This window comes from Haloglycomyces albus DSM 45210 (genome assembly GCF_000527155.1).
GTDB lineage: Bacteria > Actinomycetota > Actinomycetes > Mycobacteriales > Micromonosporaceae > Haloglycomyces > Haloglycomyces albus.
The window spans coordinates 2,071,570-2,096,128 of sequence record NZ_AZUQ01000001.1 but is presented as its reverse complement, the minus strand read 5'-3'; the positions used below and the strand labels follow the sequence as shown (position 1 = coordinate 2,096,128).

Below are 24,559 nucleotides of genomic sequence, written 5' to 3'. Positions count from 1 at the left end.
CGTACACTGGATACATGAGGATAGGGGAACTATCGCAGGTCACGGGAATACCGGTGGCCACGATCAAGTACTACGTACGCGAGCGACTTCTCCCGCGTGGCGTGGAGACGTCCGATCGGAGCATGTCCTATGACGCATCACATATCCACCGCCTCCTTTTGATACGCACGCTGGCCGATACCACGAACCTGACGATCTCCCAGATCAAGGAGGTCCTCGGGGCGATCAACCGATTCGGTGGGAGTGTGCACCAAGCCATGGCCGCCGGACTGGCCGCCACACACCATACGCCACATCCCACCAAAGCCCCCGAAACCGCAGTACAACAAGCACAGCAAACCGCAGATCGCCTGCTACGGGAACACGATTGGGAGGACTACGCTCCCGAAACCTATCGCGATTCACTGCTGGCGATCCTGACCGCCTACTACACACTCGGCTACCCCGACACACCCGAACTGTTCACCATGATCGCCAACGCGGCCGCACAACTGGCGGCCGGAGACCTGGACATCATCGACCGAGCCACCGCCAGCGAGGGCGAACTGGATGCCGAATGGGCGGTGACGTCTCTCCTCATAGGCGAAACCCTAATGTCCACATTGCACCGAATAGCGCACACGGCGGCGAGCTCCTGGCACCAACGTGGTGGGTAGGTGACCGCTGGGGGCTGCTGAGGCACTACGCCTTCGCGCTGTGGGGGATTCTCACGACCTGGAGGTCGCTACGAATCCTCCTCGCACGAATTCGCAGCACCTCAGCAGCCCCCAGCTCCTCTCCAGCTCTACCGCTTCTGCGCTGCGCTCGAAGCTCGCCAGTTGCGTCAGGGGTAATGCGTGTTGGTCGAGTTATCTTGAAGGTACAGGCAGCTCTACCGCCGCATACACACGCACTGCGCGCGGTGTTGGCGGCTCGCCAGTTGGTTTATCCGTGGGAACAGACTCGTGATTAAGCTCTGCAGAAAACACAGGCAGCCGTACCTTCTGGGCTTCGCCGGAAGCGCACCGGTTGAAAGTACGTGGGTGGTCAGGCGTTTTGCTAAAGCACCGGTAGCCATATCGTCGTTTCAGCGTTTGCAGCTCGTTGGGCAGCAGCGGATATTGCATCTAGATTAAGTGATATGTCGAATTCAGTAACTGTTCACCGACCAATTTTTAATTGGCTCCAACACCAACAATTGGACTGATTCACCTTTCTTTTATGTGATGCTCCTCGGACGTATGGCCTGTTCCCCTCCAACGTTCGGATGATTACTCTGACCACTCGATCATTTCTCTCAGTCCACCTTGTCGAGATTTTCACACATCCCTTGGCGCAAATTTTTTAAAACAGTAGGGTCATTCTCGTTCCGACCGGGAAACAGCGGATCGACCCGATCCACCCGAGCGGACCGCCGAACCAGACTTCCGATTCGACTGAATCGGTCGCCCGGACCGGGGACCCACCCGTCGCGCAACGGCGTACAGCCGTTTCCCCTGTTATGCGACATCCGGGGTGAATCGCACGGACCCCAGTGCGTAGGGCTTTCCTCTTCAGCCCGAACCCGACAGCTAACCCGGTAGGCGGAAGATGAGGAAAGGCTCCTTCGTGCCAATCGAAAACAACTCACCGCATGCGCAGCATGCCGGCCACCCGCTAATACGACGTTCCATCGCCATTGTGGGCGCCGGCTTGCTCGGAGTCGGTGGCGCCGCAGTTTTCGGCGCTACCCCGGCTTCAGCCGACAGCGCTCCCACCTCCGTCGACTACAGTGAAATGTCCAGCGAGGAAATCCAGACCTACTTGAACGACCTGACCGATGAGTTCGGGAACGTCTCCGACCAAGTGGAATCCTGGGAGTCGCAAATCAAGCGTGAGCAGGAGGTCGTCGACGACGCGGCTGAAACGTTCGACACGCATACGTCGGCGTTCGAGGTTGCGGCCGATACACTTCGCGACGACGAACTCTCACTGAAGCAAAAGGTCAGCGATCTCTACAACGTCAACAACATTCTCGATGAGAAAAAGGACGAGGCGCTCGACGCCTCCGACACTATCGACGAGTTGGAAACCGATATCAATCGTGCGCACGGACACCTAACGGACTTGACGGACGATATCGCCACCGCACATGCCGCCTACACCAGCACTAAGAAGGCTGAGGAAGAGGCCGAGCGTGAGAAGAAGGAGCTGGCAGAGGAAGCGGAGGCCGAGCGGAAGGCCGCTGAGGAAGCTGCTGAAGAATCCGAAACCGACGACTCCGGCTCAGACACCTCCGAGGCTTCGGAGAGCACTGACGATACCGCAGGGCATGATGCACAGACCGGCAATGCCGTCGCCGACTTCGCCGTGGCGCAAATCGGAAAGCCGTACGTTTTCGGAGCCACCGGCCCCGATGCGTTCGACTGTTCCGGTTTGGTGAGTGCCGCCTATTCATCCGCTGGAATCAACGTCAGTGGTAATACGTGGGCCTTGTGGGATCAGACCAGCTCTGTTTCCCGTGACCAGCTCCAAGCGGGCGACCTGGTGTTTTACAACGGGCAAAGCCACGTCGGAATCTACATCGGTGGTGGCGACGTCGTCCACGCGCCGCAACCCGGTGAATCGGTCAAGATCTCCAATGTCGACATGATGGCGATCGACGGTTACAAACGCGCTTAGCGCAACCGACCGTTACGAGGCGGCCGACTGGTATTCCAGCGGTCGCCTCTTTTTATGCGAATAAGACGAACATCAGGGTCTGGGGCCAGAGTAGGCAAAACTAAATGGATCGAAATCGTTCAGGCTTAAGACCACGGAAGGAATTCCGCCGAACTTTCTCCCAGGAGTGTCAAACTGACGGGTCGCTGACGCTGAAAGTGCGACGCAGCGGTTGATCTGCCCGTGCATTCGGGAGGAACTCGACCAGCGCGCACGTCTCAGGGAACTGGCGAGCCGCTAACATCGCGCCGCAGGCGCGTGTGTAGCGGCGGTAGAGCTGGAGAAGAGCTCAGGTTGTTCCAGGTGCTTCAGATTTGCGCGAGGAAGATTCGTCGCGACCTTCAGGTCGTGAGAATCCCCCACAGCGCAAATATGGAGTGCCTGGGGCAAGCTGAGCGGTCACCTCACCAATCAAGCGGCTTCGGCGAGTATTTGATCGTTTGCCAGCTCTTTCAGGCGGGCCAGTGCCTGGATTTCCAGTTGGCGGATGCGTTCCCTGGATAGGTGGAAGCGGTGCGCCACTTCGGTCAGGGAGTGTTCCCGCCCGTCTTCGAGGCCGTACCGGGCTTTCACGATTCCGGCGGAACGCTCGTCCAGGTGGTTGAGCATCATTTCGATACGCTGGCGTTCCAGCCCGGCCAGTACGAGGTCTTCCGGTCCCGGTTCGTCGGAGTCGGCCACCAGGTCCCCGAGGTTCGTATCCCCGTCGTCACCGATGGGCGTATCCAGAGAGACGGTGTCTTGGCTCCAGCGTATGAGTTCGTTGACTCGCTCGACGGTCACGCCGAGTGCGTTGGCGATCTGTTCGGGATCGGGTTCTCCGCCCAACTCGCGAGTGAGTTGTCGGGTCACATTGCGCATCCGGTTGACGTCTTCTACCAGATGCACGGGTAGACGTACGGTGCGTTCTTGCTGTGCGATCGCTCGGCTGATCGCTTGCCGGATCCACCAGGTGGCATAGGTGGAAAACTTATAGCCCCTGGCATAGTCGAATTTCTCCACCGCGCGCACGAGTCCGGTGTTGCCTTCCTGGATCAGATCCAGCATCGGCATACCCGAGCGTACGTAGCGCCGCGCTATGGATACGACAAGTCGCAGGTTGGCCTTGATGAACTGCTCTTTCGCTCGAGCACCCTCTTCGATCAGTCGCTTGAGATCTTTATCACTCAGACCTTCGGGTGCCGTGCGCTCCTTAAGCAGGTAGGCTGCATAGAGTCCCGCTTCGATCGCCTTGGCCAAGTCGACCTCCGCGGCGGCGTCCAACAACGGCGTCCGCGAGATCTCGTGTAGGTAGACACCTACCAGGTCCCGCTCTTCAGCGACCTCTTCGGTGGTTAGGGTGGGTGTAGTGTTGTTGTCCACGCTCAAGGTCTCCTCTAGGTTCTCGTCCCCCACGCCGTAAAAATCGGCGTACCTGTTACAACGACCGTGCAACCACCGGGAATTCCACAATCAGGGTGTCGCTTACACCACCAATACCCCACCGTCGCCACTGCTCCTACTTTACGCTTACAGCTTTGACCGATGAACGGTACCTGCAGCAACCTCATTGTTCACTGCCGTCGAATCGCCGGCTTAAGCACAGGCTCATCTACCTCACGGATTCAACGGACGATCATGACGACCTTATTCCAAGGAATTTCCAGTGACTGTCAACACAGGCACATCTTCGCGGAGGCAACAGGTAAACTCCGTCAGATGTTTGCCGCAATTCAGTCGATTTCATCAACCGCATTGTGCGGCCCGCCTCGTCGCGGCCCTTACTCTCCAGAGGTACACGCGCATTATTGCACGAAAGTCGAGAGCTATTTATATTGCGGCACCAATCACGTACCATGACATGCGATAATACGTAACAATTGAATAAACACACTATAACTGTCAACTACAGTGACCAATAATATAACGGTAAGCGCGAATAAATGTCAAGCCGCCAAGTGCGGTTGTTTCCAATCCCACCGCGTACAGTAACCCTGTGAGTAATAACGGAAACAACAATAAATCCGACCGACTTGTCTGGGCCGACTGTGAAATGACCGGTCTCGACCCCGAGGCCGAAACCCTCATTGAAATCGCCGTCATCGTCACCGATGCTGATTTGAATCCACTGGATGAAGGAATCGACATCATCGTTCACGCCGACGACGAGCATCTCGACAACATGGTCCCCGTGGTCTCTACGATGCACGCCGAATCGGGACTCACCGACGCCGTGCGCGCGTCCACGGTCACCTTGTCCGAAGCCGACATCGCAGTGACCGATTACGTCAAACAATTCGTTCCCGATGCCAATACCGCTCCATTGTGCGGCAATTCCATTGCCACTGACCGTTTGTTCATCAGAAAGTACCTTCCCCGGCTCGAAGCACATCTCCACTACCGGATGATCGACGTCTCCAGCGTCAAAGAATTGACGCGTCGGTGGTACCCCCGCGTGTACCAGAATCAGCCCGGTAAAGGAATGGCACATCGCGCGCTGGCCGACATCCGAGAGAGCATCGACGAGATGACCTACTACCGAGAGGCCGTGTTTGTTCCCCACCCCGGGCCGAACAGCACGCAGGCGGCGGAGATAGCCGCTCAGGTGTCCGCTCGGAACTGGGACGCGTCCAGCGACGAGGTATCAGAAAAAGAAGCCACTTCGGACTGAGACGCCGAACACCCACCCCGGTGTCAATCCGCCGGAAGCGATTGACTATCATTGAGTACCGGTTGCGGGGTTTCCTCACCGGAAGCCGAACAACCGGGTAACCACCCATGGCGATCGTAGCTCAGCAGGTAGAGCACCTGGTTGTGGTCCAGGATGTCGCGGGTTCAAATCCCGTCGATCGCCCCAGACAAAAGGGCCTCACTTTTAAGTGGGGCCCTTTTTCATGCCTTAAAGTTTCAGTCGTCGAAACGCTTACGGACACGTCGCATACGTCGCTTGCGCTGTTCCTCCTGCCACCAGGGACGGATGATCGACCGTTCGGCAATCGTCAGGGCCCCACCAGCAATGAGGAGTGGTATCAATACCCAAATCGGCCACATGTTCTGGTGCTCCCCAGTAAGAAGGAAAACAGCCATCCAGATACTGGTGGTCGTGGCCATGGGAATGGAAAGACCGAACCAAACCCATTTAATCCACGCGGGTGTACCGTGCGACACTTGTCCGCCGGCCACGGCCTGTTGATAGAGGGGAAGGTCGGCCAGCTCTCGTTCGGCTGCGCCCAAGGTCTTGGCGTCAAACACGTTTTCCAGACGTTTCTCATATTCGTCCAGTTCGAGATATCCGTCCTCCACCGAGCGATTAAGAAGTGAATCCAAATAGAGTCGTTCACGATGCCCCAGCCGTGTTTCCGGGGGAGAGTTAGCCACATCGAATCCGCCGTCGCCGATCTCGTTGTTCTTATTGGCCATGCTTATCCTTACCTATTCATCGCAATTCCCGGTACCCGTTATATATCGCACTACCCCTACGGCAAGGAGAACCGCCATGGGAAACGCCGGCCAGAACGCGCTCATCGAGCCGGAGACGACCCAGGTAGCCAACCATACGGATGTAGTGATGGAACCGACCCACAAGAACGGATGAAGTGCCTCAATGAATGACAACGACTTCGTATCATCCTGGTCGGCCACTACTTCACCGTCACGCGTGACCTTGCCATCACGCTTTTCCACGTATGACCCTTCAAGCGGGCGATGGTCATTGGCGTGAACCACGCCTTGTGCGCCAGGCAGCTCAACGGGAAGGTCATCGAATATCAAGTCCAATTCCGCTCGGGTCTGGGCTTCATAGACCTGGGCTGAGCGGGTGTCGAACTCCCCGATCGTCAGTCGCCCTTCAGTAGTGGCCGAGTTCAGCAGTTCAACGGCTTGCTCACGTTCACGATCGGAAATACGATACTTGCCGGGGTCGGTAGACATGCTCATAGTATGACATTAACGAATCTCGCCGCCGCGACGTCATCAAGACATTATGACTATGGCACAGTGCTGTCAGAATCGGATCCCCGGATGGTGAGGAATTATCAAGCTATTCGCGCTTGGCGATGGCGGATACCAGGTCTCCCAGCATGTCCACCCCGCCGTCAGGAGCGGTCAGAACCCACAACCCGTCCTCCAACAGGGCAATGGTGTGTTCGGTGTGGGCAGCGATCGATCCATCCTCAGCGACGATGGTCCACTGGTCGTCCAGTTCCATCGTGTCGGGAGAACCAAGAGTGATCATGGGTTCGATCGCCAGGCACATGCCAGGCTTGAGTTTGGGGCCGTCTCCCGGTTCACCGTAATTGAGGATATGCGGGTCCTGATGCATCTCGGTCCCGATACCGTGTCCACCGAAACCTTCGACAATGCCGTACTTCCCCGAACTGTCGACCGAACGCTCAACGGCGTTCGAAATACCGCCCAGGCGCTTTGCCGTCGCGGCAGCTCGGATACCGGCCCACATGGAGGCCTCACACGCCTGGTTGAGAGCGTGGACCTCAGGAGTGACCTCGCCGATTTCAAGGGTGATGGCCGCGTCCCCGTGCCAGCCGTCCACGATCGCGCCGACATCGATGGAAATCACATCACCATCACGCAGAACCCGCTCGTCACTTGGGATGGCGTGAACAATCTGCTCATTCACCGACGCACAGATCGAGGCCGGATAGGGGCCCGAACCGATGTCGTAGCCCTTGAATGAGGGAATCCCACCGCCGTCACGAATCACCTTCTCGGCAATACGATCCAGCTCACCGGTCGTCACACCGGGTCCAGCCGTATCCCGCATGGCCTGGTGCACCGCCGCCACCACCAGACCGGCGCGACGCATTTTCTGAATCTGCTCGAGGCTTTTGATTTGAATATTCTGACGACGACGGAACATGTCCACGCTTCCCTACGGCATTTAAATCGACAAAGGGCGAAACCCGACTCTAATCGAGTTTCAAAGCCTTCATAATACGTTTGGTTACCGAATCCAGTTCCCCGACCGCGTCGACGCCCTGCAACTTTCCTTGCTGGGAGTAGTAGTCGAGAATGGGGGCGGTCTGGTCGTGGAAGACCTTTAGACGATTTTGAATCGCCTCAGGATGGTCGTCGTCACGCTGCTTCACGTGCTCACGCTCGTCTTCCGGCGGAGGATTGAATTCCACGTGATAGACCTTGCCGGTGACGGTCGAGGTGCGACGCCCCGAGAGCCGACGAACGACCTCTTCGTCCGGCACACGCAGTTCCAGAGCGACGTCGATGCCGTGGCTTCCCAGGGTCTCGTCGAGGAACTGCGCCTGGCCGGTGTTACGCGGGTAGCCGTCGAGAAGGAAGCCCTCCTGTGCGTCGGCCTCGTTCAGACGGTCGGCGACCATCTTATTGGTGACCTCGTCCGGAACCAGGTCGCCCGCGTCCATGTACCGCTTTGCCTCGAGGCCCAGTTCGGTTTCCCCGGCCACGTTGGCGCGGAAGATGTCGCCGGTCGCGATGGCGGGGACGTTGAGCTTTTCGGCGATCATGCCGGCCTGGGTACCTTTACCGGCCCCGGGGGGACCTACCAATACCAATCGCACAAACATATCCTTCCCAAATACTGCGGAGTTCTCAGCGAATGCCGTTCGAATGCCTACCCGCAAGTACGGCCACTTCGAAAGGGCACGGGATTTAAACGTATCCTTCCGCGACATTCCCTGTCGAGGCCACAGCGGAGTTTATGGCTTATCTATCTTTCGGCCCGCGCCTTTGCGAACCTCGCCCTCCCGACATGGCGGGAGGATAAAACAGACCGGTTCGCCGCTCGCAACTCGAGCGGCGAACCGGTCTTCAACGTTTAATTACCGCAGGAAGCCTTGGTAGTGACGCTGCTCCAGCTGCGATTCGATCTGTCGGACCGATTCAAGACCGACACCGACCATGATCAGCACCGAGGTACCACCGAAGGGGAACTGTGCGAACAGGTCCTGATTACCCATGATCACGATCGCCAGGTTCGGCAGAATCGCGATCAAGGCCAAGTATATCGACCCTGGGAACGTCAATCGGGAGAGAACCTGCTGCAGGTAAGACGCCGTCGGCTTACCTGGGCGCACACCGGGGACGAAGCCGCCGGCCTTCTTCATGTTGTCGGCGATGTCGTCGGCCCGGAAGGTGATCGACACGTAGAAGTACGTGAAGAAGATGATCATCAGCGCGTACATGCTGATGTAGACCCACGAGCCCTGGTCGGTCAGATAAGTGGATACAAAGCTGACCCAAGCGGAGTCACTGCCCTGATTGAGTTGGAGAAGCAGGGTCGGGATGTACAGCAACGAGGAACCGAAGATGACCGGAATGATACCGGCCTGGTTGACCTTGATCGGGATATAGGTGTTGGTGCCGCCGTACATCCGGCGCCCCACCATCTTCTTCGCGTACTGTACGGGGATCCGACGCTGCGACTGTTCGATGAAGACGACCGCGACCATGATGGCGATACCGACGACCACGATGATCCCGAAGAGGAACCAGCCCTCGGTCTGCTGCAACGTCCAGAACTGACCTGGCAGCGCCGACGCGATCGAAGCGAAGATCATCAGGCTCATACCGTTACCGACACCGCGTTCGGTCACCTGCTCACCGAACCACATGATCATCGTGGTTCCCGCGACCATAACGGCTACGACGGTGACGATCGACAACCAGAAGGGAATTCCTTGATCAGACAGGTTCGGCAACATACCCGGACAGTCGGCCCCCATCAGGGTTCCGTTTCTTGCCAACGCGATATAACCGGCCGCCTGCAAGGTCGCCAAGCCAACCGTCAAATACCTGGTGTACTGGTTGATCTTGGCTTGCCCAGGCTGACCTTCCTTACGCAGCTGCTCCAAGCGGGGAATAACCACCGTCAGCAACTGCATGATGATCGACGCCGTGATGTAGGGCATGACACCCAAGGCGAACACCGACAACTGCAGAAGGGCCCCACCGGTGAACAGGTTCAAAATACCGAAGACCCCGGCACTGTCACTGTCGGCATCCTGCAATGGTGCGATACATGCCTGCACAGTGGCATAGTCAATGCCCGGTGACGGTGTTTGCGCCCCAAGACGATACAACGCAATGATAAAAAGCGTAAAGAGTATTTTTTTGCGCAGGTCAGGGGTCTTGAACGCGCTAACGAAGGCGGAGAGCAAGGCATTTCCTCCTGGTTAGGACCGGGTCGATCCTTAAGCGAGCCTCAATCGGGTGGGGTTCCCAATTGACCAAAATCGGGCTTCATAGGTTTCAAGGTCTGTCGAGAATCCGCGTTCACAAAACACCGATCCTCGCTAGGTGAGCCTAGCAGGTGGTGAGTATCGCAGTACACCCACCCTGGCAAGTCAACGAAATTGCCGCCCAAGGAGTTACGGGATGAATACAAGTTGGAGGCAGTGAAAAAGGGCGGCTGGGTATCCCCAGCCGCCCTTGTGTCTTAGCCTACGTCCAACACCTCGGTGCGGACGAGCAGAGCACAGGTCGTCACAGCTCCCTTAACGGGCGACGACCTCACAAGTACCGCCGGCGGCGGTGATCTTGTCATTGGCCGAACCACTGAAGGCGTGAGCCTTGAGGTCGAACTTGACACCCTCCAGGTCGCCTTGACCGAGAACCTTAATGCGTTCTTTACGGTTCAAGACTCCCTTTTCGATGAGTTCCTCAGGACCAACCTGACCGCCTTCAGGGAACAGTTCCACTAGGCGGTCCAGGTTCACAACCTGGAAAACGACCTTGTTGTGGGGCTTGAAGCCCTTGAGCTTCGGCAGGCGCATCTGGAGCGGCATCTGGCCACCCTCAAAACCTGCCGGTACGGTCTTGCGAGCCCTCGTACCCTTCGTACCGCGGCCGGCCGTCTTACCCTTCGAGGCTTCACCGCGCCCAACGCGAGGCTTGGTGGTCTTGGCGCCGGGTGCCGGACGGAGGTCGTGAATGCGAATACCCATTACTTCTCCACCTCCTCGACGTCAACCATGTGGTCGACGATTGCGATCATGCCGCGGGTGTCCGGCGTGTCGGGGCGCAGTACCGAGTGACGAATACGGCGCAGTCCCAGCGACTGGATCGTGGCCCGCTGTTTGGGGGTCTTATTGATCAGCGAACGGGTCTGGGTGATCTTCAACTCTGACATGTCCAAACCCCCTTACGCCTGTACAGCCTGCGTCGAGGCTTCAGCGCGCGCACGCAGAAGGCCGGCGGGAGCGACGTCCTCGAGCGGCATGCCACGACGGGCGGCGACCGACTCCGGGCTCTCCAGCTGACGCAGCGCGTCAACCGTCGCGTGCACGATGTTGATGGCGTTCGACGAACCCAGCGACTTCGTCAGAATGTCGTGGATTCCGGCGCACTCCAACACGGCGCGGACGGGTCCACCGGCGATAACACCGGTACCGGCGCTGGCCGGCTTCAACATGACGACGCCGGCGGCATCCTCACCCTGGACCGGGTGCGGAATGGATCCCGCGATACGGGGAACGCTGAAGAACGACTTCTTGGCCTCTTCAACACCCTTGGCAATCGCGGAGGGCACCTCTTTGGCCTTGCCGTAACCGACACCGACCTTGCCTTCACCGTCGCCGACGACGACGAGAGCGGTGAAGGTGAACCGACGGCCACCCTTAACGACTTTGGATACGCGGTTGATGGTGACGACGCGCTCGATGTGCGGAGACTTCTCCGCCCCACCACGGCCACCGCCGTCACGGCGGGAACGACGCTTACCGTCTCCCTTACCGCCTTGTTGCTTCTCATCAGCCATGAGACTGATTCCTTCCATTGCTAAACGCCGAACCCACCGTTATGGGGTTCGACTCGCTCTATACTTCTGTACCGTTCGCAAGCGAACGGAACATCGCTACCTGAATCGGGGCCGACCACATCGATCGACTCCATGACACGGGCAACCTCACCATTATGCCTTGAAGCCTCCCTAACGAAGGTATTGACCCCACGTGAACTTCCACACTTGGTGGGTGGGTGACCGCTGGGGGCTGCTGAGGCACTACGCCTTCGCGCTGCGGGGGCCTCTTGCGACCACAAGGCCGCTACGAGTCCTCCTCGCACGAATTCGCAGCACCTCAGCAGCCCCCAGCTCCTTTCCAGCTCTACCGCTTCTGCGCTGCGCTCGAAGCTCGCCAGTTACGTCAGGGGCATGCGTGGTGGTCCAGTTTTCTTGAAGGTACAGGCAGCTCTACCGCCTCTACGCTCCGCTGGAAGCTCGCTAGTTGACGTATCCGTGGGGACGATGCGATTGAAAAACGGCCAGTTCTCCTGCCACACCGCGCTAAAACACCCGCAGGTCACCAATCGGTAGATCGCAAGTTCGGTATGGCGGTCGAATCTTTCCTGACGTGACAGCCAGATCTACTGGCATCTACCAGTACTTACGTTCTCGACGCCGGAAACAATCGTTAGCCGATTGCTGTTCGTAGGCGGTAGGAAGCTCGAGGGCAATCCATTGGATTAACGCCGGGCGCAGGACTATCGATGGAGGTTGCTCAACAATCGAGTTCGGAACTGGGACATGCCCAAAAGAAAAACCGCAGTGCACCACCTAATGCGGTCACCACGGCAATAACAACGAAAAATTAAGTCGCTGACGCGCGTACGCGGTCATGCGACGTCCGAGCTGGAAAGGAGTTCCGACGTCGCACAGTGCGTTGAATAGTGGGATTCTCAGGTTCCGCGCGTACTTCAGTACGCGGGGTTCTGAGAACACCGCTAGGCGACGTGCTGTGCGACGTCGGAACGGTCACCTAAAACGTAAGGCCGCCGTTGCGGGCTGCATCGGCCAGTGCGGCGATGCGGCCGTGGTATTTGCGGCCACCACGGTCGAATACGACCGCGTCGACGCCCGCTTCCTTGGCGCGCTCGGCCACCAGTTCACCGACCTTTTTCGCTTTGTCGGTCTTGGTGCCCTCGAAGTCGTCAAACGACGCCTCGACACTGGAGGCAGCGGCCAACGTGTGGCCCTCGTCGTCGTTGATGACCTGAGCGGTGATGTGCAAGTCGGAACGGAATACCGCGAGGCGCGGACGCGCCGAGCTGCCGTGAACCTTCTTGCGCAGACGGAAATGGCGACGGTCGCGAGCCACCCGACGGCGGTACGCCTTCGGAGCGGTTTTGCTTCGCTTCTGCAGTTTGGCACCCATAACTACTTACCTGCCTTTCCGGCCTTGCGGCGAATGCGCTCGTCCGCGTACTTAACGCCCTTGCCCTTGTACGGTTCCGGTGGACGCAGACCGCGAATGTTCGCGGCAACCTGACCGACCAGCTGCTTGTCGATACCGTCGATGTGCAGAATGGTGGGCTTTTCCAGCGTCAGGGTGATGCCTTCAGGTGCGTCGACCTGAATGCTGTGGCTGTAGCCGAGGCTGAGCTCGACGCCTTTACCCTTGGCTTGCCCACGGTAACCGGTACCGTTGATTTCCAAAGTCTTACGGAAGCCTTCCGAGACGCCCTGAACCATGTTATTGATCAGGCTGCGTACGAGCCCGTGCAGCGCACGGCTCTTCCGCTCGTCGTCGGGGCGGGACACCTTGATGGTGCCGTCTTCGACCTCAACCGAGATCTCTTCCGGAATTTCCTGCGACAGTTCACCCTTCGGGCCCTTAACGGTGACCGCAACGCCGTTGACGGAAATGTCAACGCCGGAGGGAACTGAAATCGGTGCTTTCCCAACACGGGACATGCTGCATACCCTCCCTTGATTTACCAGACGTAGGCGAGAACTTCGCCGCCGACGTTACGTTTACGAGCTTGACGGTCGGTGAGTAGACCACCGGACGTGGATACGATCGCCACACCCAGACCACCGAGCACTCGCGGCAGTTCACTGGACTTGGCGTACACCCGCAGACCGGGCTTCGAAACACGACGCAGGCCGGAGAGCGAACGCTCCCGGTTGGCACCGAACTTGAGGTCGACGACCAGCTTTTTGCCGACGGTGCCTTCCTTGGGCTCTTCGGCGTGCCAGTCGGCGATGTAACCTTCCTGCTTCAAGACCTCGGCGATAGCCGCTTTGGTCTTGGAGTGAGGCATTGACGTCGATTCGTGAAATGCCTGGTTGGCATTCCGCAGACGGGTCAACATGTCTGCGATCGGATCGGTCATTGTCATGGAGTAGAACTCTCTTTCCGTCACGGTTCCCGAAGCCGGTACACCGTCTCCGGGCCTGTGACAGTCGGTTGCCCCGGCTCGTGAAAAGTCAGAGCGGGGACAACGGTCGAATGAAATTATGTGCGCCTTCGGAAACGGTTACCCGAGCCCGAGGCCACACCAGAGGGGGTGAGTGCCCGTTGTCGAACACCCACCCCAACGAAACCAGCACCCGTTCGGTCGATTCCCCGCCCGAGAGAACGGGGCCGACCCGCAGGTGTGGAAAACTACCAGCTGGCCTTGTGAACGCCGGGCAGCTCTCCACGGTGCGCCATGTCACGCAGGCACACGCGGCAGAGGCCGAACTTGCGGTACACCGAGTGCGGACGACCGCACTTCTGGCAGCGGGTGTAAGCGCGCACCTTGAACTTAGGCTTGCGCTGTTGCTTGGCGATGAGCGCTTTCTTTGCCATTAGCTGTTCTCCTTAAACGGGAAGCCCAAGTGACGCAGCAGCGCCCGGCCTTCATCGTTGGTCTTCGCGGTGGTCACCAAGGTGATGTCCATACCGCGAACCCGGTCCATCTTATCCATGTCGATTTCGGGGAACACACTCTGCTCGGTCAGACCGAAGGTGTAGTTGCCGTTGCCGTCGAACTGACGGTCGGACAGTCCACGGAAGTCGCGGATACGAGGAAGGGCCAACGAGAGAGTCCGGTCCAGGAATTCCCACATCCGGTCACCGCGCAGGGTGACCTTGGCGCCAATGGCCTGTCCCTCACGCAGTTTGAACTGCGCGATGGACTTCTTAGCGCGACGCACGATAGCTTTCTGCCCGGTAATGGTGGCCAGGTCGGACAGGGCGCCGTCAATCAGCTTGGAGTCACGCGCAGCGTCACCCACACCCATGTTGACCACGATTTTCACCAGACCGGGAACCTCGTGAACGTTGCCGTACTTGAATTCGTCGGTCAGCTTGCCGCGGATCTCGGAGTTGTACTTCTCCTTTAGACGCGGAGCGACTTTTTCAGCTACGTCAGTCATTACAGATCCTTACCCGTCCGTTTCGAAATACGGACTTTACGGCCATCGTCGCCGATGCGGTAACCCACGCGGGTGGGCTTGCCATCTTCGAGGACCATCACGTTGGACACGTGGATCGCCGCCTCATGCGTCTCGATCCCACCGGTCTGCGAACCGCGTGCGGTCTGACCGGCTTTAACGTGCTTGGTAACGCGATTGACACCTTCGACGAGGACACGCTCACGCCGCGGGTAGGCCTCGAGGACCTGCCCCTCGGCACCCTTGTCCTTGCCGGCGATGATGCGTACACGGTCGCCTGATTTGATCTTCATCTCTTACAACACCTCCGGGGCGAGGGAGATGACCTTCATGAACTGCTTGTCACGCAGTTCGCGGGCGACAGGGCCGAAGATACGGGTCCCTCGCGGTTCACCGTCTCTGACGAGGACTGCGGCGTTTTCGTCGAACTTAACGTAGGAACCGTCGGGACGACGGCGTTCCTTCTTGGTGCGAACGATAACGGCTCTCACAATGTCGCCTTTTTTCACGCCGGCGCCCGGGGTCGCTTCTTTCACCGCGGCGACAATGGTGTCACCAATGCCGGCGTAGCGACGGCCCGAACCACCCAGCACGCGAACGCAAAGCAGCTCGCGCGCACCGGTGTTGTCGGCGACTTTCAGCCGAGATTCTTGCTGGATCACGTCGAATCTCCCCTACTTTGCCTTTTCAAGGATTTCGACCAGACGCCAGCGCTTGGTCTTGGACAGCGGACGGGTTTCCATGATGGAAACACGATCGCCGACACCGCACTGGTTGTTCTCGTCGTGTGCCTTGTATTTCTTAGTGGTACGCATGACCTTGCCGTACAGGGAGTGCTTCTTACGGCTCTCCACTTCGATGACGGCAGTCCGGTCCATTTTGTCGCCGACGACAATGCCCTCCATTACTTTACGCCGGCCACGAGTTGCGTTCTCGCTCATTAGTTATCCTCCTCCGGCGCAGCACTGAGGCCAAGACGGCGCTCATTCATGACAGTGTAAATACGGGCGATCTCTTTCTTCACCACACCGAGCGTGTGGTTGTTTTCGAGCTGCCCCGTGGCTGAACGAACCCGAAGGTTGAACAGCTCATCTTTCTTTTCGGTCAGCTTGTCGACGAGCTCTTTATCTCCGAGCTCGCGCAGCTCACCGGCGTCAATTCCGACTGCCATTAGACTTCACCTGCACCTTCACGCTTTACGATGCGGCATTTCATCGGAAGCTTGTGGATCGCACGCATCAACGCCTCATTGGCGGTCTTTTCGTTCGGGAACGAAATCTCGAACATGACCCGGCCCGGCTTCACGTTGGCAACCCAGTACTCCGGGCTACCTTTACCGGAACCCTGACGGGTTTCGGCCGGCTTCTTCGTGATCGCACGGTCAGGGAAAATGTTGATCCAGACCTTACCGCCACGCTTAATGTGACGGGTCATGGCGATACGGGCCGCTTCGATCTGACGGTTGGTCACGTACGCGTGTTCGGTGGCCTGAATGCCATACTCACCGAACGACACGCGCGTACCGCGGGATGCCTTACCCTTACGCTTCGGGGCGTGAGGCTTGCGGTAACCACGCGGTGGTTTCCGTGGCATAAGCATGTCGCTTAACCCTCCTGCTTTTGAGTTTCCGCTGACGCAGAAGCCTCAGCAGAAGCGTTGTTGCGCTTCTCAGTGCTTTGCGTCTGTTGGGTCTGCTGCTGGCCGCCACGACCGCGACCGCCGCGACCGCCGCGGCCACCACGGCCGCCACGTCCACCGGCTGGGCCGCCCTCACGGCGACGCTGCACTTGCTGCTCGGCCTGCTCCTTGAGCGTGGCCTCACCCTTGTAGATCCACACCTTCACACCGATGCGGCCGAAGGTCGTGTGGGCCTCAAAGAAGCCGTAGTCAATGTTGGCGCGCAGCGTGTGCAGGGGAACCTGGCCCTCGCGGTACTGCTCGGAGCGGGACATTTCCGCTCCACCCAGACGACCGGAGCACTGGATCTTAATACCCTTCACCTGCGGATTGCGCATGGCCGACTGAATCGACTTGCGCATCGCGCGACGGAAGTTGACTCGGCTGGCCAGCTGCTCGGCGACGCTCTGAGCCACCAGCTGCGAATCAATATCGGGGTTCTTGACCTCGATAATGTTGAGCTGGACCTGCTTCGAAGTGAGCTTCTCCAAGCGACCGCGCAGACGATCGGCCTCGGCGCCCTTGCGCCCGATGACGATACCGGGGCGCGCGGAGTGGATGTCCACGCGTACGCGCTCGCGGGTCCGTTCGATGTCAACGTGGCTGATACCGGCCCGCTCGAGACCCTTGGTCAGGAGCTTACGGATCTTGACGTCCTCGCCGACGTAGTCGGCGTAGTCTTTGTCGGCGTACCAGCGGGACGTCCAGTCAGCGCTGATGCCGAGGCGGTACCCGGTAGGGTGAACCTTTTGACCCATTATTCGGTCTCCTTCTCGGCGTCGTCTTTGCTTTCCACGGTCTCCGCCTCCGCAGGCTTCTTGGCCTTCGGGCGACGGACGGTCGGCTCGGAGGGGCTGCCGGAGGCAGTCACCGATTCCACCGTGACCGTGATATGGCTGGTGCGCTTGTTGATCCGGTAAGCACGCCCGTGAGCGCGCGGACGGTAACGGCGCATGGTGGGCCCTTCGTCGACCATGATCTCGGAGATCATGAGCGCTTCGGGGTCCAGACCGAGGTTGTTCTCGGCATTAGCTTGGGCTGAAGCGACGACCTTGTAGACGTCACGAGCAGCCGCGTACGGCGCGAAATCCAGAGTCGTCAGCGCCTCGTCCACGGGCAGGCCACGTACGAGGTCCACGACGCGGCGCGCTTTGCGCGGAGCCACGCGAACGTAGCGAGCTACGGCGCGTGCCTTCGGAGCCTCTTGCTCCAGTTGTGCCATGGTGATATTCCTTCGTAATTTCTGTGAAGCCTGCCTTAGCGGCGACGGCTCTTCTTGTCGTCTTTAATGTGGCCACGGAACGTACGCGTCGGAGCGAACTCACCGAGCTTGTGCCCCACCATGTTTTCGGTGACGTACACCGGAACGTGCTTACGTCCGTCGTGAACGCCGAAGGTCAACCCGATGAAATCGGGGGTGACCGTCGAGCGACGCGACCAGGTCTTAATGACGTTCTTGCTTTTGGACTCGATGGCGGCGTCCACCTTTTTCTGAAGGTGGTCGTCTACAAAAGGTCCCTTTTTCAATGAACGTGCCACGGCTTACTTACCCCGCTTCCGGTTAGCCTGACGACGACGCACAATGAGGCGGTCCGTCGGGTGGTTCTTCTTACGGGTACGACCCTCGGGCTTACCCTTTGGGTTAACCGGGTGACGACCACCGGAGGTGCGTCCTTCACCACCACCGTGCGGGTGGTCGATCGGGTTCATCACGACACCGCGGACGGACGGGCGCCAGCCCTTCCACCGACGACGTCCGGCTTTACCCCAGTTGATGTTGCTGTGCTCGGAGTTTCCGACCGCACCGACGGTCGCACGGCAACGCACGTCCACCAGTCGAATCTCGCCGGAAGGCATACGCAGGTGGGCGTACTTCCCTTCCCGAGCCTGCAGCTGAATGGCCGTTCCGGCGCTGCGACCAAGGGCCGCACCCGAACCGGGCTTCATCTCCACTGCGTGAATGGTGGTACCGACCGGCATGTGACGCAGCTCCATCGCGTTACCGGGCTTGATGTCGGCTCCCTGGCCGCTCTCAATCCGGTCGCCCTGCTTGATGTCTCGGGGAGCGAGAATGTAGCGCTTTTCCCCGTCGACGTAGTGCAGCAGCGCGATGTTGGCCGTCCGGTTCGGGTCGTACTCGATGTGGGCGACCTTGGCCGGAATACCGTCTTTATCGTGGCGCCGGAAGTCGATGATGCGGTAACGCCGCTTGTGACCTCCACCGCGGTGACGGGTGTTGATCTTACCGCCGTTACCCCGTCCGCCGGTCTTAGTGATCGGCTTGACCAGTGATTTCTCCGGGTGCGAACGAGTAATCTCGGCGAAGTCGGAAACGCTCGATCCGCGACGACCAGGAGTGGTCGGCTTGTATCTACGAATAGCCATTGTGTCCTAACCCCCCTTTAGTTGATCGTTCCGCCGAAGACTTCACCGAGACGGCCCGGGTCACCGTTAATGGTGATGATGGCGCGCTTGGTGTCTTTACGCTTGCCCCAGCCGTAGCGGGTGCGCTTGCGCTTACCTTGACGGTTAATGGTGTTCACTTTTTCGACCTCGACACCGTAGATCTGCTTGATGGCGATCTTGATGTGGGCCTTGTTGGCGCGTTTGTCCACCTCGAAGGTGAACTTGTTGTCACCAAGCAGAGCGTAGGATTTCTCCGAAATGATCGGCTTGATGATGATGTCGCGCGGATCGGCGATGGTCACTTCACTCATGCCGTAGCCTCCTGCTTACTACGGTCAGCGATGAGCTGCCGCAGAGCGGCCTCGCTGAACACGACGTCTTCATTGTTGAGCACGTCGTAGCAGTTGACCTGGCCAGCGGTGAGCAGGTGAACGTTGGTGAGGTTCGACAGGCTCTTCCACTGAACTTCTTCATCGCGGGAGAGAACGACCAGGACCTTGTTCGCTTCGCTGACATTGGCCAGCGCCGTTTTGGCGGTCTTGGTCTTCGGGCTCTCGTCCTTGATGAAGGAGTCGATGACGTGCAGCTGCTCGCTGCGTACCCGGTCGGTGAGAGCGCCGAACGTGGCGGCGGCAATCATCTTCTTGGGAGTACGCTCGGCGAACGAACGCGGTTTCGGTCCGTGTACGGTTCCACCGCCCGTGAACTGGGGGGCGCGGATCGAACCCTGACGGGCACGACCGGTACCTTTCTGGCGGTAAGGCTTCTTACCTCCACCGCGGACCTCGCCACGGGTCTTGGTGTTGGCCGATCCGGTGCGACCGGCCGCCTGCTGGGCGGTAACCACTTGGTGCATGAGCGGGATGTTCGGCTCTACGTCGAAAATGTCGACGGGGAGCTCGATGGTCGTCCCGGTCTCTTTACCAGCAGCGTCTTTTACTTTGACTTCAATGCTCATTAGACGACCGCCTTCACTGCGCTACGGACGAGCACCAGACCGTTCTTCGGTCCGGGAACGGCACCTTTAATAAGCAGCAAACCACGCTCGGTGTCCACGGCGTGAACCTTCAGGTTCTGGGTCGTCTGACGGTTACCGCCCATGCGGCCCGCCATGTTCATACCCTTGAAGACGCGCCCCGGAGTGGCGCAACCGCCGATGGCACCGGGGGCACGGTGGACCTTGTGCACACCGTGTCCGGCTCCCATACCGGAGAAGCCGTGACGCTTCATGACACCGGCGAAGCCCTTACCCTTGGTCTTACCGGTGACGTCCACGAGCTCACCGCTCTCGAAAACGGTGGCGTCCAGCGTCTGGCCGAGTTCGTAGTCAGCAGCGTCGGAGGTGCGCAGTTCGACGAGGTGGCGACGCGGAGCGACACCGGCCTTCTCAAAGTGCCCCTGCAACGGCTTGGTGACTTTTTTCAGTTTGATGTCGCCGAAACCGAGCTGGACGGCGCTGTAGCCGTCGATCTCGGGTTTACGGATTTGGCTTACGACGTTGGGACCGGCCTGGACGACCGTCACGGGTACGGCCTGGCCTTTTTCGTCCCACACCTGGGTCATGCCGAGTTTGGTGCCCAGGATGCCTTTGATTTTGCGTTCCATGGTCACCTCCTACAGCTTGATCTCGATGTCAACGCCGGCCGGCAGGTCGAGACGCATAAGCGAATCGACGGTCTTCGGAGTCGGGTCGAGGATGTCGATGAGGCGCTTGTGCGTGCGCATCTCGAAGTGCTCGCGCGAATCCTTGTACTTGTGCGGCGACTTAATGACACAAAAACGGTTTATTTCAGTCGGGAGCGGTACCGGACCGGAGATATTCGCTCCAGTACGGGTGACCGTCTCCACAATCTTGCGGGCTGAGGAATCGACGACCTCGTGGTCGTACGCCTTCAGCCTGATGCGGATCTTCTGTCCCGCCATGGTTCCTTACCTTTTTAGTTAAACAACAGGTGGGGCCGCTTCACGCGGCCGGGCGTGTCACTAGGGAAAAGCAGCGTCGGGCACAGCACTTCCCCAAGAGGAGAACTCCGGGGACGAAGCGCCCTTATGACACTGTTTGAATCAGCGACTGAGAACCAATAGTTAGTTCACATGGCCTGATGGCAGCACGGACCGGCAGAACCGACCGATAAGCGCAATTCAGGCGAACAAACCAACTCCCTGCGGGGCAAACGTCGTGAGAAAAAGATGCCCGCTCTGTGAGAGCCGTTTGAATACACGTCATGAGAAGTCAATGTGCTTGACTGGATCACGACGCAACCTGAATAGTATGCCTCAAGCAGGAGATCAGGCGCAAGGCAGGGGCGGTCAGGGTAACGCAGATTACGAAGCACACATCCGACTCGAACTAGGTGCACCCGTGACGACCACTTGAATCCACCTCACCGGTGACCCGATTCTCCATAAGCACCTGCGCGGCGTCGAACATGACGTCCCTACCCTCCCGACGAGCCGCTTCAAGCTCCTGATTGAGCTCCCATACGACTCGAAACGCTGCCCCGCGACGACGCTGTTCCTCCACGGGGAGGCGTGGAACCCGGATTCCCATCACACGACGCTTGGCTTCGCCGGTGACGGCGGTCGACATGTCCCGCACCCCGCTGTGGATCCCAGCGGCCAGGTAGTGCGGGTCCCATTCATCGCTCGCCTCCACCAACCAATAGAGCGCCTCTGATTCGGGGACGTCTCCAACGGTCACCACTCGCAGATGTCGGTGGTCAAGGACGACGCCGTGCCCTTCTCGCGCCGTCGAGATCGAGATCTCGCCGGCCTTGTCCAAGGCCCCGAGACTTACCAGGGGGTACTGTGCACTGGATTCGAAATCCCACTCCGGCAAGGTCGAGGTAATTCCGCGGAGCCGTCGGCGGAGAGCATGTACTCCATCGCGAAAGTCCGATTCGGTCGCGTGGCCTGGACCAAGATGGAGATTGGGGCTCAAGTCCACCGATTGATCCAGCAATTCGATAACGGGAACCGAGGCTGCACCGGCAACCTCGCCATCACCGGCGTTCCATTTCCGAGCGAAGGAGTCGAATTCGGACACCATGAGTCGCCGGTCAGCAGCACCGTGATTCTCCCCGTCCAATACCCAGGTCTGAGTCCGTCCGTCCGGATTGGCGACGACGGCGCGGAGCAGACCTTGACGCAGCAACTCTGAGCGAATACGACGTCCGGTTTTGCGATGAGCCGCGGCGTTCGGCATCCGGATCACCGCGTGTCCATTCGCAGCGGTGACCGTCAGGCAATGGACGAGCCAGGTGAGTTCCGGCTCCGATTTAGGTGGGCGGCCGAATCGGCTCCGCACGTCGCCGACATCCAATTGCGGGGTCGACTGGGAGCGCGCAGCGCTGTACGCATCGCAAACCACCAAATCAAAGCGCTCTTCACCGACCGGTTCCGCGAACGGGTCGACGCTTCTCACTGCGACGGACTGCTCGGGAAAGGCGGCCTGAAGTCGGGCGAGCGCGATAATGGAATCGTCCTCGGAGGAGGTGACCGCGACGACTCTGCCGACGTGAAGCGCACCCGCCAAGGCCAGGAGGAGCTCTCCGGTCCCGGCTGCAGGATCATAGACGTCGGCGGGTCGGTTCGACCGCACGGCAACACTGATATCCCGCAGGTATTCCGCCGGTTCAATGCCCGTTCCAAGTGAGGTTTTGGCGACAAAGGACTCGATGAGTGCGTTGCTGGATTCGCCTTTGGCCAGTTCGTGTAGCGCCGGGTCGGTCATCGGCCCGGGGTAGAGCTGTTCCAATATGTCGGCCAAGGCCGTCGTGGAGCGCCGCTCGTTTCCCAGGTAGTCGTACCAAATGCGATCCGTACCGGAAATCCGCACGGGGCGACCCTCCTGATCGGCCCACGCGGCTACGGCATCGAGATCGAAGTACTTTCCTTCAGCATCAATCGGTTCGGGGAAGGACCGGTCGCGGAATTTCCAATTACTCACCGCACTGACCTGGACATTCGCAAGCCGAGCAATCTCACTCAAGGTCACAGCCGTCAAGGAGCTCTCCTCTTGTAATGGAATCGTGATCATCCCTGCCTTGCGAACATGATACACACATGAGTATTGTCGTGAAGTGAGTTCACAGTCAGTTTTTCAATATTCTATCTACAGGAGCAATTTGTGAGTACATCAGTCAACAACGTGTCGGTTCGTAAAAAATTTCTGGTCGGGCTGGGTTCCGTCGCTCTCGCCGGTCTATCGGTCGCATGCATTGGGGGCGAGGAGGACTCCGATGCCGACGCCGCCGAGGAAACGGGTACCTCCGCCGCTGAGGAGTCTAAAGGAATCGGAGCCGGAACCTGGGAGGTCGGCGAAGAAATCTCCCCCGGTACGTACGTCACCACCAACACCGGCGACGGTTCGCTCGACTTGTGCTACGTCGCTCGCCTCAGCGGATTCAGCGGCGAACTGGACGACCTCGTCGCGAACGAGAACATCGAGGGAGGTATGCGCGGCCGTGTCACCGTCACCGAGAACGACGCCGGCGTCGAGTTCACCGGAGACTGCCGATGGCAGGAAGCCACAGACGACAACCTGGCCGACGCCGGAGACCCCGTTAGCGCCGGAATATGGGAAGTAGGCAGTGAAATCGAACCGGGAACCTATACCACCGTCAATGAAGGTGAGGATTCCCTGGACCTCTGCTACGTCGCGCGCCTGTCGGGGTTCACCATGTCGGTGGACGACCTCATCTCCAATGAGAACATCGACGCCGGTGCGCAGGGACGCATTACCGTCGATGAGTCCGATGCCGGGGTACTGTTCAGCGGAGATTGCCAGTGGGACAGGAAGTAGCTCCCACCATCGGCTTCAGGGTGGGTTCCCACCCACCCTCCGCGGCGATCAAGGCAGGAAAACGGCATACTCCGATAGTTCATTGACATATTCGGGGGCGACGTCGATTTCCATCAGCATCTCCCCCATGTTGGTAAACGGCCCAAGCGTAGAAACACGCTCACGGACCGAGTCGGCAACAGCGGCGGACAGACCCGGATACTCCCGCAGTACCTGAGCGGGCGCATGATTCACGTCCACCAGGCCACCGTCTGATACGGTCCGAGCGTCCACATCGGGACGTCCGATGCAACATTGTTTGGCGAGTATGGGGTCATCGGCGACGATTCGGCGCGCTTGCTGCCGCTCCATACGTTTTCGGTGCAGCAGTTCGGTGGCGTCCGGCATCGGTGCCCGATTGTTCCTGGGATAATCGGTCGTCGTCGTGGCGGTAGGGGTCGATGGATACCAGACACGGCGGCGCAGAACAATGGACTGAACGCCGGCCCCGATCATGAGCAGGAGTATCTGCAGGGCGATCAAAACGTTGACGATCACCGAATCAGCATCGTGAACGGGCACCAGCGCCAGGATCAGAATCCAAAGAACGGCGTACCCCGCTGTGGATATCCACATCGTCGTTCCGGGCCGACGGACCGCCCCTACCAAATACACCATGGGGGTCAGATAACCGAGAGAAGCAAACGGGATAAGACTCCAACCCCAGGAACACACACGCAGGGTAAAGGACGGGGCGCTACTACGATCTTCGTCAACGGCCATGTCTGGGCTTTCCTGTCAATAGAGGCAATCGGGCAACCGAAGTAAGAATACCGATTCCAGGTTGGGCAGGAAAACGGTTGGAAGGTAACGGGTATGAATGTGCC

33 protein-coding genes, 1 tRNA gene and 1 riboswitch are annotated in these 24,559 nt (G+C 59.1%); of the genes, 5 read left to right on the top strand and 29 right to left on the bottom strand.

The window, feature by feature from the left end; translation table 11 throughout:
- The first annotated feature begins 14 nt into the window (after positions 1-14).
- Positions 15-656 carry a MerR family transcriptional regulator gene (locus HALAL_RS17630; protein ID WP_084471943.1) on the top strand — a complete coding sequence of 214 codons (642 nt, stop codon included), beginning with the start codon at positions 15-17 and terminating at the stop codon, positions 654-656.
- Positions 657-1,402: 746 nt separating this feature from the next.
- A riboswitch (cyclic di-AMP (ydaO/yuaA leader) is annotated at positions 1,403-1,580 on the top strand.
- Between the two features lie 7 nt (positions 1,581-1,587).
- Positions 1,588-2,640: a C40 family peptidase gene (locus HALAL_RS17625; RefSeq protein WP_025273846.1), complete on the top strand. Its 1,053-nt coding sequence runs from the start codon at positions 1,588-1,590 to the stop codon at positions 2,638-2,640.
- A gap of 450 nt (positions 2,641-3,090) precedes the next feature.
- Here the strand turns inward: HALAL_RS17625 and HALAL_RS0109830 are convergent, their stop codons facing one another.
- On the bottom strand, positions 3,091-4,041 hold the full coding sequence (locus HALAL_RS0109830) for a sigma-70 family RNA polymerase sigma factor (RefSeq protein ID WP_245598071.1): 951 nt from the start codon (positions 4,039-4,041) through the stop codon (positions 3,091-3,093).
- Positions 4,042-4,654: 613 nt separating this feature from the next.
- On the opposite strand from HALAL_RS0109830, the gene orn reads away from it, so the two are divergent.
- Both orn and HALAL_RS0109820 read left to right on the top strand, forming a co-directional pair.
- Complete coding sequence (orn, locus tag HALAL_RS0109825) at positions 4,655-5,329, top strand: oligoribonuclease (RefSeq protein WP_025273844.1); 675 nt, start codon at positions 4,655-4,657, stop codon at positions 5,327-5,329.
- Positions 5,330-5,439: 110 nt separating this feature from the next.
- Positions 5,440-5,515 (top strand) — tRNA-His (locus tag HALAL_RS0109820).
- A gap of 50 nt (positions 5,516-5,565) precedes the next feature.
- Here the strand turns inward: HALAL_RS0109820 and HALAL_RS17620 are convergent.
- The 27 genes from HALAL_RS17620 to HALAL_RS0109685 all read right to left on the bottom strand — a co-directional run bounded on the left by HALAL_RS17620 (position 5,566) and on the right by HALAL_RS0109685 (position 22,838).
- The gene (locus tag HALAL_RS17620; RefSeq protein WP_025273843.1) at positions 5,566-6,078 is read right to left on the bottom strand and encodes a DUF1707 SHOCT-like domain-containing protein; all 513 of its coding nucleotides are present in this window, start codon (positions 6,076-6,078) and stop codon (positions 5,566-5,568) included.
- A 12-nt stretch (positions 6,079-6,090) separates the two neighbouring features.
- Positions 6,091-6,588: a DUF1707 SHOCT-like domain-containing protein gene (locus tag HALAL_RS17615; RefSeq protein WP_051462878.1), complete on the bottom strand. Its 498-nt coding sequence runs from the start codon at positions 6,586-6,588 to the stop codon at positions 6,091-6,093.
- Positions 6,589-6,697: 109 nt separating this feature from the next.
- The gene (gene map / locus HALAL_RS0109805; RefSeq protein ID WP_025273841.1) at positions 6,698-7,534 is read right to left on the bottom strand and encodes a type I methionyl aminopeptidase; all 837 of its coding nucleotides are present in this window, start codon (positions 7,532-7,534) and stop codon (positions 6,698-6,700) included.
- Positions 7,535-7,583: 49 nt separating this feature from the next.
- Positions 7,584-8,210, bottom strand: coding sequence for an adenylate kinase (locus HALAL_RS0109800; RefSeq protein WP_025273840.1), 627 nt, complete (start codon positions 8,208-8,210; stop codon positions 7,584-7,586).
- Positions 8,211-8,471: 261 nt separating this feature from the next.
- Positions 8,472-9,809 carry a preprotein translocase subunit SecY gene (gene secY / locus HALAL_RS0109795; protein WP_025273839.1) on the bottom strand — a complete coding sequence of 446 codons (1,338 nt, stop codon included), beginning with the start codon at positions 9,807-9,809 and terminating at the stop codon, positions 8,472-8,474.
- 336 nt (positions 9,810-10,145) lie between these two features.
- Positions 10,146-10,595 (bottom strand): 50S ribosomal protein L15, encoded by a 450-nt coding sequence (gene rplO, locus HALAL_RS0109790; protein WP_025273838.1) that lies wholly within the window; start codon positions 10,593-10,595, stop codon positions 10,146-10,148.
- Positions 10,595-10,780 (bottom strand): 50S ribosomal protein L30, encoded by a 186-nt coding sequence (rpmD, locus tag HALAL_RS0109785; protein WP_025273837.1) that lies wholly within the window; start codon positions 10,778-10,780, stop codon positions 10,595-10,597. The genes rplO and rpmD overlap by 1 nt, the downstream gene beginning before the upstream one ends.
- A gap of 12 nt (positions 10,781-10,792) precedes the next feature.
- Positions 10,793-11,407: a 30S ribosomal protein S5 gene (rpsE, locus tag HALAL_RS0109780; protein WP_025273836.1), complete on the bottom strand. Its 615-nt coding sequence runs from the start codon at positions 11,405-11,407 to the stop codon at positions 10,793-10,795.
- A gap of 997 nt (positions 11,408-12,404) precedes the next feature.
- Entirely contained in the window at positions 12,405-12,800 is a 396-nt protein-coding gene (gene rplR / locus HALAL_RS0109775) for a 50S ribosomal protein L18 (RefSeq protein WP_025273835.1), read from the bottom strand.
- Between the two features lie 2 nt (positions 12,801-12,802).
- Positions 12,803-13,339 carry a 50S ribosomal protein L6 gene (gene rplF, locus HALAL_RS0109770; protein WP_025273834.1) on the bottom strand — a complete coding sequence of 179 codons (537 nt, stop codon included), beginning with the start codon at positions 13,337-13,339 and terminating at the stop codon, positions 12,803-12,805.
- Between the two features lie 20 nt (positions 13,340-13,359).
- Positions 13,360-13,767, bottom strand: coding sequence for a 30S ribosomal protein S8 (rpsH, locus tag HALAL_RS0109765; protein ID WP_025273833.1), 408 nt, complete (start codon positions 13,765-13,767; stop codon positions 13,360-13,362).
- A 266-nt stretch (positions 13,768-14,033) separates the two neighbouring features.
- Positions 14,034-14,219: a type Z 30S ribosomal protein S14 gene (locus HALAL_RS0109760; RefSeq protein ID WP_025273832.1), complete on the bottom strand. Its 186-nt coding sequence runs from the start codon at positions 14,217-14,219 to the stop codon at positions 14,034-14,036.
- A complete protein-coding gene (rplE, locus tag HALAL_RS0109755) occupies positions 14,219-14,788 on the bottom strand; it encodes a 50S ribosomal protein L5 (RefSeq protein WP_025273831.1) in 570 nt (189 codons plus the stop codon). Before rplE ends, HALAL_RS0109760 begins: the two co-directional genes overlap by 1 nt.
- Positions 14,788-15,099 (bottom strand): 50S ribosomal protein L24, encoded by a 312-nt coding sequence (rplX, locus tag HALAL_RS0109750; RefSeq protein ID WP_025273830.1) that lies wholly within the window; start codon positions 15,097-15,099, stop codon positions 14,788-14,790. Before rplX ends, rplE begins: the two co-directional genes overlap by 1 nt.
- A 3-nt stretch (positions 15,100-15,102) precedes the next feature.
- Complete coding sequence (gene rplN / locus HALAL_RS0109745; RefSeq protein WP_025273829.1) at positions 15,103-15,468, bottom strand: 50S ribosomal protein L14; 366 nt, start codon at positions 15,466-15,468, stop codon at positions 15,103-15,105.
- A gap of 12 nt (positions 15,469-15,480) precedes the next feature.
- Positions 15,481-15,747 (bottom strand): 30S ribosomal protein S17, encoded by a 267-nt coding sequence (rpsQ, locus tag HALAL_RS0109740; RefSeq protein ID WP_025273828.1) that lies wholly within the window; start codon positions 15,745-15,747, stop codon positions 15,481-15,483.
- On the bottom strand, positions 15,747-15,977 hold the full coding sequence (gene rpmC, locus HALAL_RS0109735; RefSeq protein WP_025273827.1) for a 50S ribosomal protein L29: 231 nt from the start codon (positions 15,975-15,977) through the stop codon (positions 15,747-15,749). The genes rpsQ and rpmC overlap by 1 nt, the downstream gene beginning before the upstream one ends.
- A complete protein-coding gene (rplP, locus tag HALAL_RS0109730; RefSeq protein WP_025273826.1) occupies positions 15,977-16,405 on the bottom strand; it encodes a 50S ribosomal protein L16 in 429 nt (142 codons plus the stop codon). The genes rpmC and rplP overlap by 1 nt, the downstream gene beginning before the upstream one ends.
- A 5-nt stretch (positions 16,406-16,410) precedes the next feature.
- Positions 16,411-17,241: a 30S ribosomal protein S3 gene (gene rpsC, locus HALAL_RS0109725; protein ID WP_025273825.1), complete on the bottom strand. Its 831-nt coding sequence runs from the start codon at positions 17,239-17,241 to the stop codon at positions 16,411-16,413.
- The gene (gene rplV, locus HALAL_RS0109720; RefSeq protein ID WP_025273824.1) at positions 17,241-17,705 is read right to left on the bottom strand and encodes a 50S ribosomal protein L22; all 465 of its coding nucleotides are present in this window, start codon (positions 17,703-17,705) and stop codon (positions 17,241-17,243) included. The genes rpsC and rplV overlap by 1 nt, the downstream gene beginning before the upstream one ends.
- A 35-nt stretch (positions 17,706-17,740) precedes the next feature.
- The gene (gene rpsS, locus HALAL_RS0109715; protein WP_025273823.1) at positions 17,741-18,022 is read right to left on the bottom strand and encodes a 30S ribosomal protein S19; all 282 of its coding nucleotides are present in this window, start codon (positions 18,020-18,022) and stop codon (positions 17,741-17,743) included.
- A gap of 3 nt (positions 18,023-18,025) precedes the next feature.
- On the bottom strand, positions 18,026-18,868 hold the full coding sequence (gene rplB, locus HALAL_RS0109710) for a 50S ribosomal protein L2 (RefSeq protein WP_025273822.1): 843 nt from the start codon (positions 18,866-18,868) through the stop codon (positions 18,026-18,028).
- 17 nt (positions 18,869-18,885) lie between these two features.
- Complete coding sequence (gene rplW / locus HALAL_RS0109705) at positions 18,886-19,200, bottom strand: 50S ribosomal protein L23 (RefSeq protein ID WP_025273821.1); 315 nt, start codon at positions 19,198-19,200, stop codon at positions 18,886-18,888.
- The gene (gene rplD, locus HALAL_RS0109700) at positions 19,197-19,847 is read right to left on the bottom strand and encodes a 50S ribosomal protein L4 (RefSeq protein ID WP_025273820.1); all 651 of its coding nucleotides are present in this window, start codon (positions 19,845-19,847) and stop codon (positions 19,197-19,199) included. The genes rplW and rplD overlap by 4 nt, the downstream gene beginning before the upstream one ends.
- Positions 19,847-20,494 (bottom strand): 50S ribosomal protein L3, encoded by a 648-nt coding sequence (rplC, locus tag HALAL_RS0109695; RefSeq protein WP_025273819.1) that lies wholly within the window; start codon positions 20,492-20,494, stop codon positions 19,847-19,849. Before rplC ends, rplD begins: the two co-directional genes overlap by 1 nt.
- A gap of 9 nt (positions 20,495-20,503) precedes the next feature.
- Positions 20,504-20,812, bottom strand: coding sequence for a 30S ribosomal protein S10 (rpsJ, locus tag HALAL_RS0109690; RefSeq protein ID WP_025273818.1), 309 nt, complete (start codon positions 20,810-20,812; stop codon positions 20,504-20,506).
- A gap of 427 nt (positions 20,813-21,239) precedes the next feature.
- Positions 21,240-22,838 (bottom strand): N-6 DNA methylase, encoded by a 1,599-nt coding sequence (locus HALAL_RS0109685; RefSeq protein ID WP_169732432.1) that lies wholly within the window; start codon positions 22,836-22,838, stop codon positions 21,240-21,242.
- A 180-nt stretch (positions 22,839-23,018) separates the two neighbouring features.
- Here HALAL_RS0109685 and HALAL_RS17610 point away from each other — a divergent pair, with 180 nt between their 5' ends.
- Entirely contained in the window at positions 23,019-23,693 is a 675-nt protein-coding gene (locus tag HALAL_RS17610) for an Rv1352/Rv1906c domain-containing protein (RefSeq protein ID WP_051462876.1), read from the top strand.
- 48 nt (positions 23,694-23,741) lie between these two features.
- Here the strand turns inward: HALAL_RS17610 and HALAL_RS0109675 are convergent, their stop codons facing one another.
- The gene (locus HALAL_RS0109675; RefSeq protein ID WP_025273815.1) at positions 23,742-24,455 is read right to left on the bottom strand and encodes a ComEA family DNA-binding protein; all 714 of its coding nucleotides are present in this window, start codon (positions 24,453-24,455) and stop codon (positions 23,742-23,744) included.
- Positions 24,456-24,559 lie beyond the last annotated feature (104 nt).

Bases quoted from the DNA above. Each gene is read 5' to 3' on its own strand.
- HALAL_RS17630 (WP_084471943.1), top strand. From the start codon at position 15: ATGAGGATAGGGGAACTATCGCAGGTCACGGGAATACCGGTGGCCACG.
- HALAL_RS17620 (WP_025273843.1), bottom strand. From the start codon at position 6,078: ATGGCCAATAAGAACAACGAGATCGGCGACGGCGGATTCGATGTGGCT.
- HALAL_RS17615 (WP_051462878.1), bottom strand. From the start codon at position 6,588: ATGTCTACCGACCCCGGCAAGTATCGTATTTCCGATCGTGAACGTGAG.
- map (WP_025273841.1), bottom strand. From the start codon at position 7,534: ATGTTCCGTCGTCGTCAGAATATTCAAATCAAAAGCCTCGAGCAGATT.
- rplO (WP_025273838.1), bottom strand. From the start codon at position 10,595: ATGGGTATTCGCATTCACGACCTCCGTCCGGCACCCGGCGCCAAGACC.
- rpmD (WP_025273837.1), bottom strand. From the start codon at position 10,780: ATGTCAGAGTTGAAGATCACCCAGACCCGTTCGCTGATCAATAAGACC.
- rpsE (WP_025273836.1), bottom strand. From the start codon at position 11,407: ATGGCTGATGAGAAGCAACAAGGCGGTAAGGGAGACGGTAAGCGTCGT.
- rplR (WP_025273835.1), bottom strand. From the start codon at position 12,800: ATGGGTGCCAAACTGCAGAAGCGAAGCAAAACCGCTCCGAAGGCGTAC.
- rplF (WP_025273834.1), bottom strand. From the start codon at position 13,339: ATGTCCCGTGTTGGGAAAGCACCGATTTCAGTTCCCTCCGGCGTTGAC.
- rpsH (WP_025273833.1), bottom strand. From the start codon at position 13,767: ATGACAATGACCGATCCGATCGCAGACATGTTGACCCGTCTGCGGAAT.
- HALAL_RS0109760 (WP_025273832.1), bottom strand. From the start codon at position 14,219: ATGGCAAAGAAAGCGCTCATCGCCAAGCAACAGCGCAAGCCTAAGTTC.
- rplE (WP_025273831.1), bottom strand. From the start codon at position 14,788: ATGACTGACGTAGCTGAAAAAGTCGCTCCGCGTCTAAAGGAGAAGTAC.
- rplX (WP_025273830.1), bottom strand. From the start codon at position 15,099: ATGAAGATCAAATCAGGCGACCGTGTACGCATCATCGCCGGCAAGGAC.
- rpsQ (WP_025273828.1), bottom strand. From the start codon at position 15,747: ATGAGCGAGAACGCAACTCGTGGCCGGCGTAAAGTAATGGAGGGCATT.
- rpmC (WP_025273827.1), bottom strand. From the start codon at position 15,977: ATGGCAGTCGGAATTGACGCCGGTGAGCTGCGCGAGCTCGGAGATAAA.
- rplP (WP_025273826.1), bottom strand. From the start codon at position 16,405: ATGCTTATGCCACGGAAACCACCGCGTGGTTACCGCAAGCCTCACGCC.
- rpsC (WP_025273825.1), bottom strand. From the start codon at position 17,241: ATGGGTCAAAAGGTTCACCCTACCGGGTACCGCCTCGGCATCAGCGCT.
- rplV (WP_025273824.1), bottom strand. From the start codon at position 17,705: ATGGCACAACTGGAGCAAGAGGCTCCGAAGGCACGCGCCGTAGCTCGC.
- rplB (WP_025273822.1), bottom strand. From the start codon at position 18,868: ATGGCTATTCGTAGATACAAGCCGACCACTCCTGGTCGTCGCGGATCG.
- rplW (WP_025273821.1), bottom strand. From the start codon at position 19,200: ATGAGTGAAGTGACCATCGCCGATCCGCGCGACATCATCATCAAGCCG.
- rplD (WP_025273820.1), bottom strand. From the start codon at position 19,847: ATGAGCATTGAAGTCAAAGTAAAAGACGCTGCTGGTAAAGAGACCGGG.
- rplC (WP_025273819.1), bottom strand. From the start codon at position 20,494: ATGGAACGCAAAATCAAAGGCATCCTGGGCACCAAACTCGGCATGACC.
- rpsJ (WP_025273818.1), bottom strand. From the start codon at position 20,812: ATGGCGGGACAGAAGATCCGCATCAGGCTGAAGGCGTACGACCACGAG.
- HALAL_RS0109675 (WP_025273815.1), bottom strand. From the start codon at position 24,455: ATGGCCGTTGACGAAGATCGTAGTAGCGCCCCGTCCTTTACCCTGCGT.